The sequence below is a fragment of the Streptomyces sp. NPDC056161 genome, from assembly GCF_042268025.1.
In the GTDB taxonomy this organism is placed as follows: domain Bacteria; phylum Actinomycetota; class Actinomycetes; order Streptomycetales; family Streptomycetaceae; genus Streptomyces.
The window spans coordinates 427,205-443,545 of sequence record NZ_JBHJUV010000001.1; the positions used below are offsets into that span (position 1 = coordinate 427,205).

Genomic DNA, 16,341 nt, shown 5'->3' on the forward strand with positions numbered 1-16,341 from the left:
CTACGCCCAGCAGCGCCTGGGCGATCTCGACGCCGCGTTCGCCGGCCACCGCCGGGCGTTGCGGATCTTCGAGGCGGTCGACGACCCGTACAGCCAGGCGGAGGCGCTGGACTACCTCGCCGCCGCGCACCTGGAGCGCGGCGACACCGAGCAGGCCAGGGCGAGCTGGACCCGGGCCGCCGAACTCTTCAGCGCCCTCCGCATCGCACGCGCCGCGGAGATGCGCTCCAAGGCGGCGGCTCCGCCGCTGCCCCGTCCCGAGACGCATCCGGCCGCCGGTTGAGCCGGCCCGCCGACCGACGTCCGCGCGGCGAGCGGTCGTTGCTACGGGCGCGGACGACCGACGTCCGCGCGGCGAGCGGTCGTTGCTACGGGCGCGGACGACCGACGTCCGCGCGGCGAGCGGTCGTCGCTACGGGTGCGGACGTTCGCGGACGGGTACCTGCGGCGGTGGCGGTCGCGGGCGGGTACGTGCGGCGGGTGGCGGTCGCGGGCGGGTACGTGCGGCGGGTGGCGGTCGCGGGCGGGTACGTGCGGCGGCGGCGATTGCGGGCGGGTACGTTCGGCGTGCGGCGGGTTCGGGCGGTGACGGACGACGGCGAGGGCGCGGACGGTGAGCGGTCCTCACCCCACCTCGCCGCCGACCGCCTGCGGCACCGGGACCGCCGCCGCCCGTACACCCGGGCCGAGCGCCGCGAGCACACCGACGGCTCCCGCCCCGGCGAAGACCGCCAGCAGAGACGCCCACGGCACGGAGATCACCGCGCCCCCTTGGCCGGCCACCGCCGCCGCCCCCGCCGCACCGCCCGCCAGGATGCCCAGCCCGGAACCCAGCGACGCCACCACCACCGGCTCCAGCCGCAGCAGGGAGCGCACGCCCGCGCGGTCGAGACCGACCGCGCGCAGCAGACCGATCTCGCGCGCCCGCTCGAACACCGCCATGCCCATGGTGTTCGCCACGCCCAGGGCCGCGATCACGGCCGTGACGCTGAGCATCGCGTACAGGACGGACAGCAGCGGGCCGTACTGCGCGGACGCGTCGCGACCCGCGTCCGCCCGGTCCTGCACCAGCAGCACCGGATTGTGCAGCGTCCGGCGGATCTCCTGCTTCAGGTCCGGCGTGTGTCCCGGTGCGGAGCGCACCAGTACCGAGGTCACCTGACCGCCGCCCGCCGGACCGGCTCCGGTCACGGCGTCCTCCGGGAGCAGGGCGGGCCCGAGGACTTCGGGACCGTCGTAGATCGCGACGACCTTGCGGCGCAGCTTCCGGCCGTCCGGCTCTCCCTCGTCGGTCAGTTCCTCGCCGGTGACCAGGTCGCCCAGCCGCCAGCCGTGTTCCGCGGCCAGGTCCCGGGTGACCGCGATGCCCCGGGACAGGTCGTCCAGGCTGCCGGCGTGCACGGTCAGGTCGGCGAGACGCCCCTTGCCCACCGCGTCGGGGTCGACGACCGCGGTCCACAGCGCGGAATCGCCGGGGAGGCGGAACCCGGCCTCGCGCACCGAGCTGACCGCGGCCACGTGCGGCAGCCGCGCCACCTTCGCGGCCGTGTCCGCGCCGATCTCCGCGAAGTCGACCGCGGTGATCCTGAGGTCCGTCGGCATGGCCGCCTCGGCGTCCCGTCCCGCCGTGGCGCCCAGCGAGGACAGTGCCACGGCGACCGCGCTGACGAGCGCCGCGCACACCGTGAGCGCCCCGGCGGTCGCGGCGGTACGCCGCGGATTGCGGCACACGTTGGCCAGCGCCAGCGTTCCGCGCACCCCCGCCAGGCGCCGCAGCGGGCCCCGCAGCGCGCCGCCGAGGATCTGCGCGATCCGCGGGGTGAGCAGGATCAGCCCGGCCAGGAGCACCGGCAGGGCGAGGGCCAGGACCGCGAGATCACCTCCGGCGGCGAGCAGCAGCGCGCCCGCGCCGGTGGCGCCGAGCCCGGCCAGGTCGCGGCGCGTCGACTTCACGGCCGCGGCGGGGGGATCGGTGCGCAGCGCCGCGATCGGGGCGACGGCGGAGGCCCGCAGGGCCGGGACGTATGCGGCGGCGGCGGCCAGGCCCACGCCGACGCCGAGGGCCGTCAGTATCGGCAGGGGGGAGAACACGTCCGGTGCCGCCGGGACCGCGGCACCGGCGGACGGTGCGAACAGCCGGGTCAGCACGGCGGCCACGCCCACGCCGACCGCGTAACCGGCGGTGGCCGCCAAGGCGCCCAGGAGGACCGCCTCGCCGAGCACCGTCCGCAGCACCCGGCCACGGCTCGCCCCCACCACGCGCAGCAGCGCGTGCTCGCGGGCGCGTACGGCGCTCAGCATGGTGAAGGTGTTGCCCACCAGGAACGCGGAGACGAACAGGGCGATGCCCGCGAAGAGCAGCAGGAGCGTGCCGAGCTTCTTGCGGTCGGGCGCCGCCGCGGCCTCCGCGTCCAACTGGGCCCGGGTGACCGCCTCCAGACCGTGCGGCAGGACCCGCGCGACCCGCTCGGCGAGCGCCGCGGGGGAGGTGCCGGTGTCGGCGGTGAGGGTCACCGACCGGTACTGGCCCGGCGCCGGCGCGAAGAGGTCCAGCGCGGTGGGCCGGTCGAAGGCGACGAGCGTGCCGCCGGCCGCGACCCGCGGGTCGTGCACGGTGAAGACACCGGTCAGCCGGGCCGAGCGGACCTCGCCGGCGACGACGATCCGCACCCGGTCACCGGCGCGGTACCCGCCGCGCCGGGCGGACGACTCGTCGACGGCCACCTCCGCGGGGCCGTGCGGGCCGTGACCGCTCGTCAGGGGGTAGCGGGGATCGGCTCCGCGCCGGTCCGGTACGAAGTCCACGCCCGCCGCGGCGGACGCCGGCCCCACCAAGGTGCCGTCGCGTCCCACGAGGAAGGCGGTGCCCTGCGAGGTGCCCCGCGCGGCGGCCACCCCGGGCAGTGCGGAGAGCCGCCTCCGCAGCGCCTCGTCCGGCGCGGCTGCCGCTTCGCCGGGCCCGGGGCCGCCCGGGTCCACCGGGCGTACCTCCACCGAGACGTCCGGGCGGGAGGCCCGCTGGAGGAGCGCGGCGGCCCGGGACTGGGCCTGGGTGTACAGCAGGGAGCCGCTGACACAGGCGACCCCGATCAGCACGGCCAGCGCGGGCAGCACGAAACGGTGCCGGTCGCGGTGGAGGGAACGGACGACGGTACGGAGCATGGGGCCTTCCAGCTCTGCGGGCGCCGGGGGACGACGCCGTGCGGACGACGGACGCCCCGATCCTGGGCCGAGCCCGGACCGCGGCGGATCAGCCGGACGACCGAATGCCGTCACCGGTGACCGCTCCGCCTCGGCCGAACGGCCGAGGCGGAGGACGGCGGAACCTCCGTAACCTGCATCGTCATGAGCCAGTTCTTCGACGTCCCGGCGGGCGGCACGCGGCGGATCGCGGCGGTGTGCGTGGCGGTGCTGCTGTTGGCCGCGGTGGCGACCGAGGGCGCGGACACCGGTTCCGTACCGCTGGCCGCGGCCTGGACGCTGTCCGGCGGTCTCGTCCTGGCGGCCGTCGCCGTGCGCCGGGACCGCTTCGGGACGGTGGCCGCCGCGGGGATCTGCGCGTCCTGCCTGGTGACCCTGGTGAACAGCCGGGTGGCCGCCCGGCCCGAGGTGACCTTCGGCACGGTCGAGTCGGGCGCTCTCCTGCTGGTCGTCGTCCGTACCGTGCGGCTGCGTCCGCCGTTGCGGGCCGCGGCCCTGGCCGGGGGAGCGCTGGTCGCCCTGACGGTGATGGTCCTGCGACTGCCGTCGGCCGAGTACGGTCCGACGGGGTCGCTGGTGGTCCCGGCCCTCTGGTTCGCCGCCACCCTGGCCGCGGTGCTGGGCCTGTACCTGCGGCTGCTCGACCGGTACCGGGCCCAGCAGCACGAGGCCGGACTCCAGGCGCAACGCCTCGACTACGCACGGGAGTTGCACGATTTCGTCGGCCACCACGTGACGGCGATCATCGCCCAGACCAAAGCCGTGCGCTTCGCGACGGCGGCCGGCCGCCCACCGGGCCCCGAGGAACTGGACGGCATGCTCGCGGCCATCGAGGAGGCCGGCTCGCAGGCCATGCAGTCGATGCGGGGCATGGTGGCGGTCCTGCGCAGTCCGGACGGGACGGCGTCCACGGCGGGACCGGGCGGCGACCTCGGGGACCTGCGCGCCCTGACGGCACGGTTCGCGGCGGCGGGTCCGGCCACCACGCTCACCCTCGATCCGCGCCTCGCCGCCGGCGGCCTGCCGCCCGGCATCGCCACCACCGTGCACCACGTCGTACGCGAGTCGCTGACGAACGTCCGCAAGCACGCGGGCCGTGCGAAGGCGGTCACCGTCGACGTGCGGGTGGACGGCGACACCGCCCACCCGGTCGTACGGGTGTCGGTGACCGACGACGGACCGGATGCCGCCGGACCCGCCGCCCGCTCCACGACCGGGAGCGACGGTCCGGCCCGCCGGCCGCGTGCGGCGCGCTCCGGTTACGGCCTGGTCGGACTGTCCGAACGCGCCGCCATGGTCGGCGGGACCGTCACCGCGCAGGCGCGACCGGGTGTCGGGTGGACCGTCGAGGCCCGCATCCCGTTGCCCGGCCCGCTCCCCGCCCACACGGACGAGTCCGCGACTGCCACCCTGGACGCATGACGATCAGCATCCTCATCGCCGACGACCAGCAGATGATCCGCTCGGCCTACGGAATGATTCTCGGCTCGCAGCCCGACATGGAGATCGTCGCCTCGGTGGCCGACGGGACCACCGCGGTCCGGGAGGCCCGGCGCCTGCGCCCCGACGTGTGCCTGCTCGACATCAGGATGCCGGGCCTCGACGGCCTGGAGGCGACCCGGCTGCTCGCCGGGCCGGAGGCGGACGATCCGCTGCGGGTGCTCATCGCCACCACCTTCGACCTGGACGAGTACGTGTACCGGGCGCTGCGCAACGGGGCCTGCGGCTTCCTGCTCAAGGACGGTTCCCCCGCGCTGCTCGTCGAGGCGGTCCGGGCCGTGGCCGCCGACAACGCCCTCATCTCGCCGTCGGTCACGGTCCGGCTGCTGCGGCACATGGCGGACGCGGCGGCGGATGCCGGGTCGCCGGCGGCGCCCGGCGCGGCGGGGGCGCCCGGCGCGGCGGGGGCGCGGGTCCGCGCGCCCGGCCGGGGCGGGCGGCCGAGCAGCCGTGCGACGGTGCGCCGACTTCCGCTGACGGCACGTGAGTTGGACGTGGTACGGCTCGTGGCCCGCGGTCACACCAATGAGGAACTGACGTCCTTGCTCCACGTCAGCCTGTCCACCGTCAAGACGCACCTGGGCAGCGTGCAGCGCAAGCTCGCGGCCCGCAACCGGGTGGAGATCGCCGCCTGGGCCTGGGAGAACGGCGTCTGCGCGGCCCGGGACGAGCAGGACACGTCACCGAGCTGACCATCGCGGTCGTCATCGACGATCTCTCCGTGCCCGCGGCACACCTTCCCTGTGCCACACGTCAGGTGCCACACGTCAGGTGCCATGCGTCACGCAGCACACACCACGCACGCGATACGCCACGCACGCGATGCGCCACGCAAGCACACGCCACGCAGCACACGCCACGCGTCACACGTCAGGTGCCAGGAACATCCCTCAGCGCCTCGGCCAGCTGCACCCGTGCCGTCACGCCCAGCAGGGGGAAGATGCGGTAGAGGTAGGAGCCGATGGTCCGGGGCGACAGGTTGAGTTCCGCGCCGATCTGCCGGTTCGAGAGTCCCCGGCCGGCCAGTTGGGCGATCCGCAGCTCCTGCGGGCTGAGCAGGTCCTCGGGCCGGGCGGAGGGGGATGCGCCCGGCGCGGTCTGCTCGGCCCGCTCGCCGGAGGCCCGCAGCTCCGCGGTGATCCGTGCGACACGTGCCTCGGCGCCCATCGTGGTGAAGATGGCCGCGGCCTGGCGCAGGGTGACCCGGGAGTCGGTGAACTCGTGCCGGCGCCGCAGCAGCCGTCCGTGGGCCAGCCGCAGGGACGCCTCCAGGAAGGGCCGGTGCGACAGGTCCAGGGCGAAGGCACGGGCGTACCGGCACTCCGCGCCCGCGTCGTCCGCGAGGACGGCTCGGGCCACCGTGAGCCCGACCGAGACGAGCGGCGTGTGCTCCGCGCCCAGCTCGCGTTCGAGGCCGGCCAGCGTCGCCCGCGCCTCCTCGGCCGCGTTGACGGCGTCGGCGGCCTCCGCGAAGGGGACCAGGGCGTACCGGGCCGCGGCGCAGCGGCCCGGATCGGCGAGGAGGGAGGAGAGCGCCGCGAAACCGGCGGCGAAGTCGCCGCTCTCCACCTGGGCCCACGCGGTGCCGACCGCGACGATCTCGTCGATCGAGCGCACCGAGCGCCGGGCGGCCGTCAGATCCCGGGCGGCGACCGCGGGCACCGTACCGGTCCGCAGACCCCCTACGACGTCCCCGAGGAGTCGCGCGGCGCTCGCGTGGTGACCGCGGAAGTTCTCCTCGGCCAGCTCACCGCAGCGCCGGAAGGACAGTTCGGCCTGGGCCCAGTCGCCCGTGATCAGGTGTGCCATGCCCTGCCGGAGCACGACCCGGGGCAGTTGGTCCGTCAGCTCACGGAAGCGGTAGCGGTGCTCCGTCCGCCGGTACAGGTCCAGCGCCCGCAGCGGGTCCCCGGCCAGCAGGGCGGCCTCGGCGAGGTGCTCGACGTCCCGTTGTGACATGTGCGCGAGCCGGGGGAGGGCGGACAGCCGCGCGATGACGGCCGCGGCCCGGCGGACCGGGCCCACCGCCGCCATGGTGTGCAGCAGCCGCGGGTCGTCGGCGTGCTCCGGCAGTCCGTCGAGAAAGACCAGCAGGGCGTCCGCGCGTGCTTCGTCGCCCGCGACCTCGGGTGCCGTCAGCTGGGCCAGTTCCAGCGCGTTCGTCTGCTCGTCGGCACCGACCGGCACGGGCCAGGCGGCGGGGTCCGCGGGTGGCCGCCGCGGGTCCTCGTCGTCCCGGTTTACGCCGTCCCCGTCCTCATCATCCCGGTTTGCGTCGCCCAGGCGGGTCAGGGCCTCGGCACAGAGCGTGCCCAGCGGGCCCAGCGGATGGCGCAGCGCGTACTGGGCCGTCGTCCGTGCCAATCCCTCCCAGCCGAGGTCGTGGGCGAGCTGGGCGGCCAGCAGCGCGCAGCGGCCCCGGTCCTCGGGCGCGCGGTGCAGGTCGGCCGCGCGGCGCAGCAGACGTACACCCATGACCGGTTCGCTCCGGTGCAGGGCATGGCGGTGCACGGCTTCGAGCCGGCCGGCGAGTTCCGGGTCGGCCTCCTCCGCGGCCTGCGAGAGGTGCCACAGCTTCTGCACCGGGTCCTGCTCCAGTACCGCCGCCAGGGCCGCGTGTGCGGCGCGGAGGTGGCGCGGGGCGAGGCCGTGGACCACGGCTCCCGCCGTGGCGGGGTGGCTGAAACGCAGCCACGTGCCGTCGAACGTCACGAGACCGTCGCGCTCCGCCGCCTCCACCACCGCGAAGCCCGCCGCGGCGCCGGTGATCCTGGACGCGGCCGACAGCAGCAGGGGCAGGTCGCCCGCCGGGTGGAGCGCCGCCACCAGCAGCAGGTCACGCGTGGCCGGGGGGAGCTGCGCGACACCGGGTGCCAGCGCGGCGGCCAGCCGGTCGGACGAGGCGGGCGCGTAGGGCACCGGGTCCTCGGTCCGCACGGGCAGTTCGAGCAGCGCGAGCGGGTTGCCCGCCGCGGTCACCAGCAGTTCGTGCGCGCCCTGCGGGTCGTGGTCCGGCCGTTTCGCCGCCAGCAGGGCGGCGGACTGGGCGGGGGTCAGCGGGGCGAGGTCCCATTCCGTGAGCCCGGCCAGGGGCGCCAGGTGCGTACGGTGCGGGCGCGAGGTCACCAGGAGGGCCGGGGCACGGCCTCCGGGGCGCCGCGCGACGAAGGAGAGCACCTCCCTGCTGGGCTCGTCCAGCGCGTCCCAGTCGTCGACGGCGATCAGCAGGGGCTGCCGGGCGCCGGCCGATTCCAGGGCGCCGAGCACGGCGAAGGACAGCCGGCCCCGGTCAGTGTGCGCGGGAACGACGTCGACCAGCAGCCTCTCCAGGAGCTGGCACTGCCGGGCCTCCGGTGACGAGCGCAGCCCCTTCAGGACCGGCCAGACGATCTGGAGCAGGCCGGAGTACTCCGGCGGGTTGCCGCCCCGGACGCCGGTGCAGCGCAGCACGTGCAGACCGGCGGCGGTCGCCAGGCCGACGGCCGTCTCCAGCAGTTCCGACTTCCCCGAACCCGCGTCGCCGCGGATGACACAGGCCCCTCCGTGCGTCACGGCCGTACGCAGGAACCCCTGAAGTTCGCGCAGCTCGTGATCGCGTCCGACGAGCCCGGGGGCGGTCGACGGCCGCCGGGGGAAGGAGGGGACGGGCGACGGCGTGCGACGGTCCTGCTCTTCGGCCGCGGGGGAGAAGACCTCGCGCCGAGCGTTCATGGGTGACCCCCGTTCCGGGACATCGAACGGTCCCACCGGATACCGGGGAGCGCGCTCTTGCCTGGTCCCCATCCCAGCGGACAGGTGTCCGCGGAACCAGGCAGTTCACATGCAGCTTGTCCGTCACCGGCCGACATCGCCAGCCGGCGGGCGCGCAGCCACGCCTTCTTCGCAGGGGGAGGCGGCTTCCGGCGGGCGTCGGCGAAGGGCCGGCGGGCCGGTCCCGGCAGCAGCCCCTCCCACCCGGAACAACGGGGCAAGTCGCGCCGAAGGTTCACAGCGGCGGTCGGCGCGGCGGTCAGGCCCGGCCGACACCGGTCGTCGTCGTCCGCTCCCACGGAGGGGGCGCGGGTGACCATGCCGTCTGCGGGCCGGGGCGGTCAGCCGGTGGGCGCCCGGGACGCGCCGAGGGGAGAGCGGTGCCGGTCGACGATCCCCTCGACGATGCGCAGCAGCCGGTCGCCGGCCCGGTCGATGCTTCCGTTCTGCGTGCTGACCTGCGCGCCTTCGAGTACGAAGGTGATCTCGGCGGTGACCTGTTCTGGGTCGGGCAGCCCGGCCTCGGCGCACATGGCGACCAGCCTGCGGGTCTGCCGGGCCTTGTGCGCCTCGATCACCTGCCGTGCGGGATGGGAGCGGTCGGGCAGTTCGGCGAGGGAGTTGATGAACGGGCAGCCGCGGTGCGAGATCGCCGGCAGCCCCTCGGCGATGAACCGCGCCAGGCCCAGGATCTGCTCCCTGGGCCGGCCGGGGTGTTCGGCCTCGACCCGGTCGAAGGCCGCCTGGTACTCGGCGGCGACGATCCGCAGCCACTCCGCGACCAGCGCGTCCTTGGTCTCGAAGTGCCGGTAGATCGCCATTTTGGTGGTCCCGGCCCGATCGGCGATGGCCTGTACGCCCACCCGCCGGATCCCCTCGCGCTGGAAGAGTTCTTCCGCCGCGTCGAGGATGCGCTCACGGGGCGGCAGTTTGGCCACCCTGCTCGGCCTTCCGGCGGTCGATGCCATGCCTGCTCCGACTCCTGTGCGACGTCCGGTCCGTTGCGGGCACTCGCCCTCGGCTACGGTACCAGTCCGTTCCATTCGATACCGTTGGGTATCGTCAGGTACTCAGCAGTATCGTCCAGTCCCCTGGGAGTGACAGTGAGAGTTGCGGAGTACGCGGGTTTCGACGCGGTCGGGCTCGCGGAGCTGGTGGCGAAGGGCGAGGTGGCCCCCGCCGAACTGGAAGCAGCCGCACGCGAGGCCGCGCAGGCGGTCGATCCGCGGATCAACGCGGTCGTGGAGACCTGGCCGACCGACGACGCGCCCACCCCCGGCAGCACACCGCTGGCCGGGGTCCCCTTCCTGATCAAGGACATCGGCGTCACGATGGCCGGGAGGCGTACCGAGCTGGGCAGCCGTCTCGCGGCCGGCTTCGTCGCCGACGCCGATTCCGCCCTGATGCGGCGCTTCCGGCAGGCCGGCCTCGTGACGTTCGGGCGCACCGCGACACCGGAGTTGGCCTACGGCACCACGACCGAAGGGGTGCTCTACGGCGCGACCCGCAACCCGTGGGACCCGCGCCGGAGCGCGGGCGGATCCAGCGGCGGCGCGGGCGCGGCGGTCGCCGCCGGGGTGGTCCCGATCGCGCACGCCACCGACGCCGCCGGCTCGCTCCGCATCCCCGCCGCCTGCAACGGCCTCTTCGGCCTGAAGCCCACCCGCGGCCGGGTCTCCATGGGGCCGGGCGCCGACGAGGTCTTCAACGGCCTGGCCGTGCAGGGCAGTGTCAGCCGCACCGTACGCGACAGCGCGGCCCTGCTCGACCTGATCAGCGGCCCGGAACCGGGCGACCCCTACTTCGCCGAGCGGCCGTCGGGGCCGTACGCGCAGGACGTCACCCGCGACCCGGGCCCGCTGCGGATCGGTGTCCTCACCCAGGCGTGGGGCGGACGCCGCACCACGCCGGCCGTCGCCGACGCCCTCTCCCGCACCGTGGCCCTGCTCGAATCCCTCGGCCACCGGGTGACGGAGGCAGAGGTCGGCCTCGGCGCCGACTGGGAGGAGTTCGTCCTGGCCAACGCCCGTCTGTGGACGGCGAACCTCACGGCCTCGGTGGACGGGCTGGCCGCCGCCTCCGGCCGTCCCGTCGACTCCTCGACCCTCGAACCGGTGACCCTCGCCGGCTACCGCTACGGGCAGCGGGTCAGCGGCGCCCAGTTCGTTGACGCGCTCGGCATCCGCAACCGGGTGGCCCGAAGCCTGGCCCGGTACTTCGACGCCCACGACCTGCTGCTCACCCCGACCCTGCCGGAGCTTGCGGTGCCCTTGGGCACCTATGCCGAGGGCGCCGCGGCGCTCGACGGCCTCGGCTGGATCGACCGCGTCCTCGACCGCTCGCCGTTCACCACCGTGTTCAACGTGGCGGGCACGCCCGCCATGTCCGTGCCCGTGACGGCCGACACCGGCACGGGCCTCCCGATCGGGATGCAGTTCGCCGCCGGTTACGGACTCGAAGACCGCCTCTTCCGCCTCGCCGGCCAACTCGAACGGGCCGCCCCGTGGGCGGAGCGGACCCCCGTGGTGTGGGCGGGGCACCCCACGCGCCGCTGAGCGGCGGGCCCGGTGCGGCGGACGCCTTCAGGCGCCTCTCTTCACACCTCGCGGGACCAGGTATGACCCCAGGTGTTCAGCTCGGGCTGCCGGTCGGCCCGGCGGAGTGTGTGTGTCCGTCCCCCAGGGGGTCGCGCCGGGTTCGGTGGCCGCCGGGTCCGGCGGGGCGTCCCGCGGGTGTCCGACGGCGGGCACCTGGTGACGTACTCCCACACGTGTGCTGCCGGTCGACCGGGCTCCGTGGTGCCGGTGCCGGTACCGGTGCCGGCCGGCGACGGCGGAGTGCACGCCTGACCTGGCGGTACCCGCCTTGGCTCAGGGCGGGGCGGGCAACCGCCACCGGGCGGGCGGCGGTTGCCCGGTGGCGGGGCGTGGCGTCGGGCCGGTCAGCTCTCGTCCGGCCGTCGGTCCGGCGGCAGATGGAGCTTGGCCCACGCGGCCAGTTCGTCGAGGGCCGGTTCCAGTGCCCCGCCCGCCTCCGTCAGCCGGTACGAGACCCGCAGCGGCGGTCCCTCGTCCACTTCGCGCAGGACCAGCCCGGCGGAGCCGAGTTCGGTGAGCCGGTCGGAGAGCATCCGCTCGCTGAGCCCGGGGATCGCCCGGCGCAGATCGGTGAAGTACGCGGGACCGTCGGTGAGGACGGCCACGATCGGGCCGGTCCAGCGCTTCCCGAGCAGTTGGAAGACTCGTGCGATACCGGAGTCGACCTGCTTGCACGCCTCCGCGTCGTGGCTCCGCTCGACTGTCACGCCCCCAGGGTACTTGTCCCGCCGCACGGTGGCTGAAAACGTGTGTCATCCAGCCGCGTGTATCCAACCGGTCGTGCCTCCCGGGAGCCGCCGCGGGCCCGCAACACGGCCCGCAACACTGCCTGCGGCACGGCCTGCGATTTTCGGCCCGCCGGACGACTACTGGGACGGACCGCGGCCCGCCTTCGTACTGACCGGGGCGGACCGCGGCCCGCCCCCGTCCGGGACCCGGTACCACCTACCGGATCTGGTACCACCTACCGGACCTGGTGCCACCGGACCCGAGCGAAGGGCGCCGCCCCCGACGCCGTCCCTCCGGCCGCGTCCGGGTCCGCGTCCGGTGCCAACGCCCGGTAACGGCCCCGGTGGAAGACCAGCGGCTGCCGCGCCGGGTCCGCCCTGAGCGCGGTGACCCGGCCGAGGACCAGGTGGTGGTCGCCGCCGTCGTACTCCTGCCACAGTGCGCAGGAGACCCAGGCGCAGGCGCCGTCCAGCAGCGGTGCCCCGCCGGGACCGGGCGACCACCCCACTCCTCGGAACTTGTCGGTGCCCGACCGGGCGAACGCCGCGCTGACGTCGGCCTGGTCCTGCGCCAGGACGCTGATGCCGAAGACGCCGGCCTCCCGGATGAGCGGCCAGGTCCGTGACGACCTGGCCGGGGCGAAGGAGACGAGCAGCGGATCGAGGGACAGGGAGACGAAGGACTGGCAGGTCAGGCCGAGCGGCCCGGCGGGGCCGGCGGCCGTGACGACGGTGACGCCCGACGCGAAATGGCCGAGCGCCTCGCGCGCCTCGCGCGCCTCGCGCGCCTCGCGCGCCTCGCGCGCGGAGCCGTCGGCGACCGCCGGGGCGCTGGGTCGGGTCATGGCTTCCCTCCTCCTTCTCGTCCGGCCCCTCGTTCTCGTCCCGGCCCCTCGTTCTCGTCCGGGCCTTTGTTTTCGTCCCGGCCCTCGTTCTCGTCCGGGCCTTTGTTCTCGTCCCGGCCCTTGCTCTCGTTCGGGCCTTTGTTCTCGTTCGGCCACGTCAGACCATCGGGCTGACCGGGCGCTGGTCGCCGACCAGGGCCCGTCCGTACATCTCGCGGGCGAGACCGGGGTTGAGCGTCGGGTGCCGGCAACCGGTCTCCAGATCACGCCAGTACCGCTGGACGGCCTTCGCACTGGAGAAGCTGCCCGCCCCGCTCACCGTGAGCAGCGACTGCACCGCCGCGCGCAGGCATTCGGAGGCGTGCCCCATGTCCATGCGCACCCGTGCGCGTTCGATCAGGGTGGGAGTGGCGCCCGTGGCCGCCGCCGCGCCGATGAACTCGGCGGAGCGCGCGAGGTGGAGGTGGGCGGAGTCGATCAGCGTGGCCGCGTCGGCCAGCGCTGCCTGCACGCTGGGGGAGTCGGCGAGCCGGGCGTGCAGGGACATCGCCATCGGCTTGCCGCCGTCGACGGCTTCCAGGGTCAGCCGGAAGACCTCGCGCGCGATGCCGAGCAGGGGCCCCATACAGGTCAGCGTCATCGATCCCGGCGCGATCCGGTAAAGCGGTTCCGGCGGCAGCCCGTTGCCCTGCACCACGTCGGCGAAGCGCCTGAGCCGGTGGAACGGGACGAACACGTCTTCAGCCACGAGCGTGTCGCTGCCGGTGCCGCGCATGCCCGCCATGTCCCAGGTGCGCTCGACGGTGAGGGCGCTCCTGGGTACGAGGGCGAGCCCGCGCTCCGCCTCCGCGCCCTCGGATCCGGCCAACGGAACACCGAGCAGCGCCCATTCGGCCTGGTGGCAGCCGGACGCCCACGACCACGAACCGGAGACGAGCAGCCCGCCCTCCACCGGGACGGCACCGACACCCACGCTGCCGAACACCCCGCACATGGGCACGTCCGCGCCGTCGCCCCACAGGTCCTGCCGGGCCTGCTCACCGAAGGTGGCGGCGATCTGTTGTGCGACGTACGAGACCATCACGACCCAGCCGCTGGACGGGCAGGCGAGTGCCACCTCGGAGGTGACGTGCAGGCTGGCGGCGGGGGAGACCTCGTGGCCACCCCACCGCTCGGGTACGCCGAGCCGGAAGAGGCCGGCCTCCCGCAGGGCCCGGGTCGCCTCGGGGGTGAGCCGGCTGTCGCGCTCCGCCTCGTCGGCCTCTCGGCGCAGGACGGGGGCGATGGCGCGGACGGCCTCGACGAGGGGGCGGATCGGGTCGGCGAGGTCGGCACGTTCGGTGCCGGTCCAACTGTTCATGGCGGTCTCCAGGACGTGGGTCCGTGCGGGAAACGAAGTTTATCCGGACCCTTGGGTCCGTTTGGCGGTTCCACTATAACCGGACCCGAGGGTTCGGTTAATCGGGCAGTGCGGGTGCGGTCCGGTGACGGTGCCTTCCGGCCTTCGCGGGCGACGCTGTGGGCCCGTGACCGCGGGACGGCCGGGCGGGCACAATGGACGGATGACTCCCGTGCAGACCAACCCGCGGCCGACCGGGCAGGACACGCCCCTGAAGCGGGCCGACGCCCGGCGCAACCACGAGCGCATCTTCGCGGCGGCACTGGAGATCTTCGACGAGTTCGGCCTCCAGGGCACCGTGCCGCAGGTCGCCGAGCGGGCCGAGGTGGGGAAGGCGACCGTCTATCGCAGCTACCCCGCCAAGGAAGACCTGGTGGACGCGGTCGTCCGGCATCGCCTCGCCGAGCTGGACCGGGTGACGGAGCCGGCGCTGGCCGAGGCCGATCCGGCGCGGGCGTTCGAGGCGTACGTGCGCCTGCTGTTCGAGACCCTCGCCGGGGACCGGCTGCTGTCGGAAGTGCTCGCCGAGGGACGTTCGGCGCACACCGGCCCGCTCCTGGACCGGCTGGTGGGCCTGATGACGGAAGCCAAGGCCGCCGGCCTGGTCCGCGCCGACGTGACGCTGCTCGATCTGCGCGTGGTGCTGTGCGGCATGACCCTGCAACTGCTCGCGCTCGCCGAGCGCGACCCGGCGCTGTGGCGCAGGTACGGGGACATGACCCTGCGGTCGCTGCGACCCTGACCCGGTCGGCGGTCGGCGCGCGTCCTTGTCCCGACCGCGCCTTACCGTCCGCCGCCGTCCCAGGCTGCCCCGAGCGGCATACGTGTGACGGAGACCACCCAGGGCCCGCCGCGTCGCGGCGATCCGAGCGGGCGAGGGGCGGACAGGTACCTCGGCGGCGCGGTGAACGCACCTGCGCACAGCAGGAGTTCGCGCAGCAATCCCCGTGCTGACCGGGGACTACACCGCGTCGGCCGATGTGCCGGGATCACACCGGCGTACCACCGGAACCGAACTGATTGTATCCTCAACGAATATGTAGGGCGGTCCTCGGCCGGGCGGCCCGGCGGGGGAGGGAGCCGCCGGGTGTCTCCAGCTGACGACACGTCACCCGTGGGCCGGCGGAGTGTGCTGCCGTCGGAGCGCACCTGCGCGGCTTGCCACGGCACAGCGGACCATGGCCACGAAGTGGGGGGCGTCTCAGACATGGCTTCATCCGACATACGCGCGCACAGCGGCCGGCACCGCGCGCCCTCCACCGCCGACCGGCTGCTCGCACCGCTCACCGGCTCGGGCTCGCGGCTGCCGTTCGCTGGCTCGGGCTCGCGACTGTCGTTCACCGCCGTCGCGCTGCTCACCGCGGCCTCCGTCTGCGGCTGCGGAGTGGTCGGCGGGACCGGTGCCGAATCCGCCGGTGCCCGGCCGGCCGTCCGGGCCGCCTGGACGCCGGAGGACACGCCCCGTGCCCAGCCGTCCGAACGGACGTCCGCACGGCCGTCCGCGCCGGGCGCCCCCCAGGCCGCCCCGGACGCCGGCCCGCTCCACGGCGATCCCGCGCACCTGCCCGGTCTCGGCCGCCGGACGGCGGCCCGGATACCCGCGGACGCCCGGCAGGTCGTCCTGGTCACCGGCGCGGGCCGGAACTCCTCCCGCGCCCACGTGGTGCTCTACCGGCGGACCGCCTCCGGCTGGCAGGGCGGCGCGACCTGGCCCGCGCACAACGCCCTCAAGGGCTGGACGGCCGACCACCGCCTCGGCGATCTCCGCTCGCCCATCGGCGTGTTCACCCTCAGCGACGCAGGGGGCCTGCTGGCGGACCCCGGCGCCAAGCTCCCGTACGACCGGTCCGGCGGATTCTCCGTCAGCGGGACCGGCTTCGACGGCGAATCCCTCGCCGGGTCGTTCGACTACGTCATCGCCATCGACTACAACCACGTCAAGGGCACCTCCCCGCTCGACTGGGGCCGCCCGCAGGGTGCGGACAAGGGCGGGGGCATCTGGCTGCACGTCGACCACGGCGGCCCCACGCACGCCTGTGTGAGCCTCGCGAAGTCACACATGAAGGAACTGCTGCGCACGCTCGACCCCACGCTGCACCCGGTGATCGTGATGGGGGACGCCGCCGCGCTGGCGGAGTGACCGCCGTGGCGGGCACCGCTCACGCGGCCGGCCGGCGAAACAGGTGTCCACAGTTGTCCCGTACTCACACATATCCGTGTGGGCAAGGACGTGTCACGATGGTGCTGCGGGCGCCGGGCCGGTGCGCCAGAGGGACACGTTTCTGTTTACACTCGGCTGTGACAGCGGCGCCGAGACGACC

12 protein-coding genes are annotated in these 16,341 nt (G+C 74.8%); 6 read left to right on the plus strand and 6 right to left on the minus strand.

Going from position 1 to position 16,341, the window contains the following annotated elements; genetic code table 11:
- Positions 1 to 16: 16 nt before the first annotated feature.
- Complete coding sequence (locus tag ACFC09_RS01895) at positions 17 to 283, plus strand: hypothetical protein (RefSeq protein WP_376522834.1); 267 nt, start codon at positions 17 to 19, stop codon at positions 281 to 283.
- A 341-nt stretch (positions 284 to 624) separates the two neighbouring features.
- Here the strand turns inward: ACFC09_RS01895 and ACFC09_RS01900 are convergent, their stop codons facing one another.
- Positions 625 to 3,162, minus strand: coding sequence for an FtsX-like permease family protein (locus ACFC09_RS01900; RefSeq protein ID WP_376522759.1), 2,538 nt, complete (start codon positions 3,160 to 3,162; stop codon positions 625 to 627).
- 183 nt (positions 3,163 to 3,345) lie between these two features.
- On the opposite strand from ACFC09_RS01900, the gene ACFC09_RS01905 reads away from it, so the two are divergent.
- Positions 3,346 to 4,623, plus strand: a complete 1,278-nt coding sequence (locus tag ACFC09_RS01905) for a sensor histidine kinase (RefSeq protein ID WP_376522762.1) — start codon at positions 3,346 to 3,348, stop codon at positions 4,621 to 4,623.
- The gene (locus ACFC09_RS01910) at positions 4,620 to 5,393 is read left to right on the plus strand and encodes a response regulator (protein WP_376522764.1); all 774 of its coding nucleotides are present in this window, start codon (positions 4,620 to 4,622) and stop codon (positions 5,391 to 5,393) included. Before ACFC09_RS01905 ends, ACFC09_RS01910 begins: the two co-directional genes overlap by 4 nt.
- A 178-nt stretch (positions 5,394 to 5,571) precedes the next feature.
- Here the strand turns inward: ACFC09_RS01910 and ACFC09_RS01915 are convergent, their stop codons facing one another.
- Both ACFC09_RS01915 and ACFC09_RS01920 read right to left on the minus strand, forming a co-directional pair.
- The gene (locus ACFC09_RS01915) at positions 5,572 to 8,412 is read right to left on the minus strand and encodes an AAA family ATPase (protein ID WP_376522766.1); all 2,841 of its coding nucleotides are present in this window, start codon (positions 8,410 to 8,412) and stop codon (positions 5,572 to 5,574) included.
- Between the two features lie 380 nt (positions 8,413 to 8,792).
- Positions 8,793 to 9,419, minus strand: a complete 627-nt coding sequence (locus ACFC09_RS01920; protein WP_376522768.1) for a TetR/AcrR family transcriptional regulator — start codon at positions 9,417 to 9,419, stop codon at positions 8,793 to 8,795.
- 135 nt (positions 9,420 to 9,554) lie between these two features.
- Between ACFC09_RS01920 and ACFC09_RS01925 the strand changes: the two genes are divergently transcribed.
- A complete protein-coding gene (locus tag ACFC09_RS01925; RefSeq protein ID WP_376522769.1) occupies positions 9,555 to 11,006 on the plus strand; it encodes an amidase in 1,452 nt (483 codons plus the stop codon).
- Positions 11,007 to 11,392: 386 nt separating this feature from the next.
- Here ACFC09_RS01925 and ACFC09_RS01930 read toward each other — a convergent pair whose 3' ends face one another.
- The 3 genes from ACFC09_RS01930 to ACFC09_RS01940 all read right to left on the minus strand — a co-directional run bounded on the left by ACFC09_RS01930 (position 11,393) and on the right by ACFC09_RS01940 (position 13,981).
- The gene (locus tag ACFC09_RS01930; protein WP_376522771.1) at positions 11,393 to 11,755 is read right to left on the minus strand and encodes a winged helix-turn-helix transcriptional regulator; all 363 of its coding nucleotides are present in this window, start codon (positions 11,753 to 11,755) and stop codon (positions 11,393 to 11,395) included.
- A gap of 257 nt (positions 11,756 to 12,012) precedes the next feature.
- Positions 12,013 to 12,621, minus strand: coding sequence for a flavin reductase family protein (locus tag ACFC09_RS01935; RefSeq protein ID WP_376522774.1), 609 nt, complete (start codon positions 12,619 to 12,621; stop codon positions 12,013 to 12,015).
- 157 nt (positions 12,622 to 12,778) lie between these two features.
- Positions 12,779 to 13,981 (minus strand): acyl-CoA dehydrogenase family protein, encoded by a 1,203-nt coding sequence (locus ACFC09_RS01940; protein ID WP_376522776.1) that lies wholly within the window; start codon positions 13,979 to 13,981, stop codon positions 12,779 to 12,781.
- A 202-nt stretch (positions 13,982 to 14,183) separates the two neighbouring features.
- Between ACFC09_RS01940 and ACFC09_RS01945 the strand changes: the two genes are divergently transcribed.
- On the plus strand, positions 14,184 to 14,762 hold the full coding sequence (locus ACFC09_RS01945; protein WP_376522778.1) for a TetR/AcrR family transcriptional regulator: 579 nt from the start codon (positions 14,184 to 14,186) through the stop codon (positions 14,760 to 14,762).
- Between the two features lie 465 nt (positions 14,763 to 15,227).
- Positions 15,228 to 16,160, plus strand: a complete 933-nt coding sequence (locus ACFC09_RS01950) for a hypothetical protein (protein ID WP_376522780.1) — start codon at positions 15,228 to 15,230, stop codon at positions 16,158 to 16,160.
- Positions 16,161 to 16,341 lie beyond the last annotated feature (181 nt).

Coding starts and splice junctions, on each gene's coding strand:
- ACFC09_RS01910 (WP_376522764.1), top strand. CDS start 4,620: ATGACGATCAGCATCCTCATCGCCGACGACCAGCAGATGATCCGCTCG.
- ACFC09_RS01905 (WP_376522762.1), top strand. CDS start 3,346: ATGAGCCAGTTCTTCGACGTCCCGGCGGGCGGCACGCGGCGGATCGCG.
- ACFC09_RS01920 (WP_376522768.1), bottom strand. CDS start 9,419: ATGGCATCGACCGCCGGAAGGCCGAGCAGGGTGGCCAAACTGCCGCCC.
- ACFC09_RS01950 (WP_376522780.1), top strand. CDS start 15,228: ATGGCTTCATCCGACATACGCGCGCACAGCGGCCGGCACCGCGCGCCC.
- ACFC09_RS01945 (WP_376522778.1), top strand. CDS start 14,184: ATGACTCCCGTGCAGACCAACCCGCGGCCGACCGGGCAGGACACGCCC.
- ACFC09_RS01900 (WP_376522759.1), bottom strand. CDS start 3,162: ATGCTCCGTACCGTCGTCCGTTCCCTCCACCGCGACCGGCACCGTTTC.
- ACFC09_RS01935 (WP_376522774.1), bottom strand. CDS start 12,621: ATGACCCGACCCAGCGCCCCGGCGGTCGCCGACGGCTCCGCGCGCGAG.
- ACFC09_RS01940 (WP_376522776.1), bottom strand. CDS start 13,981: ATGAACAGTTGGACCGGCACCGAACGTGCCGACCTCGCCGACCCGATC.
- ACFC09_RS01915 (WP_376522766.1), bottom strand. CDS start 8,412: ATGAACGCTCGGCGCGAGGTCTTCTCCCCCGCGGCCGAAGAGCAGGAC.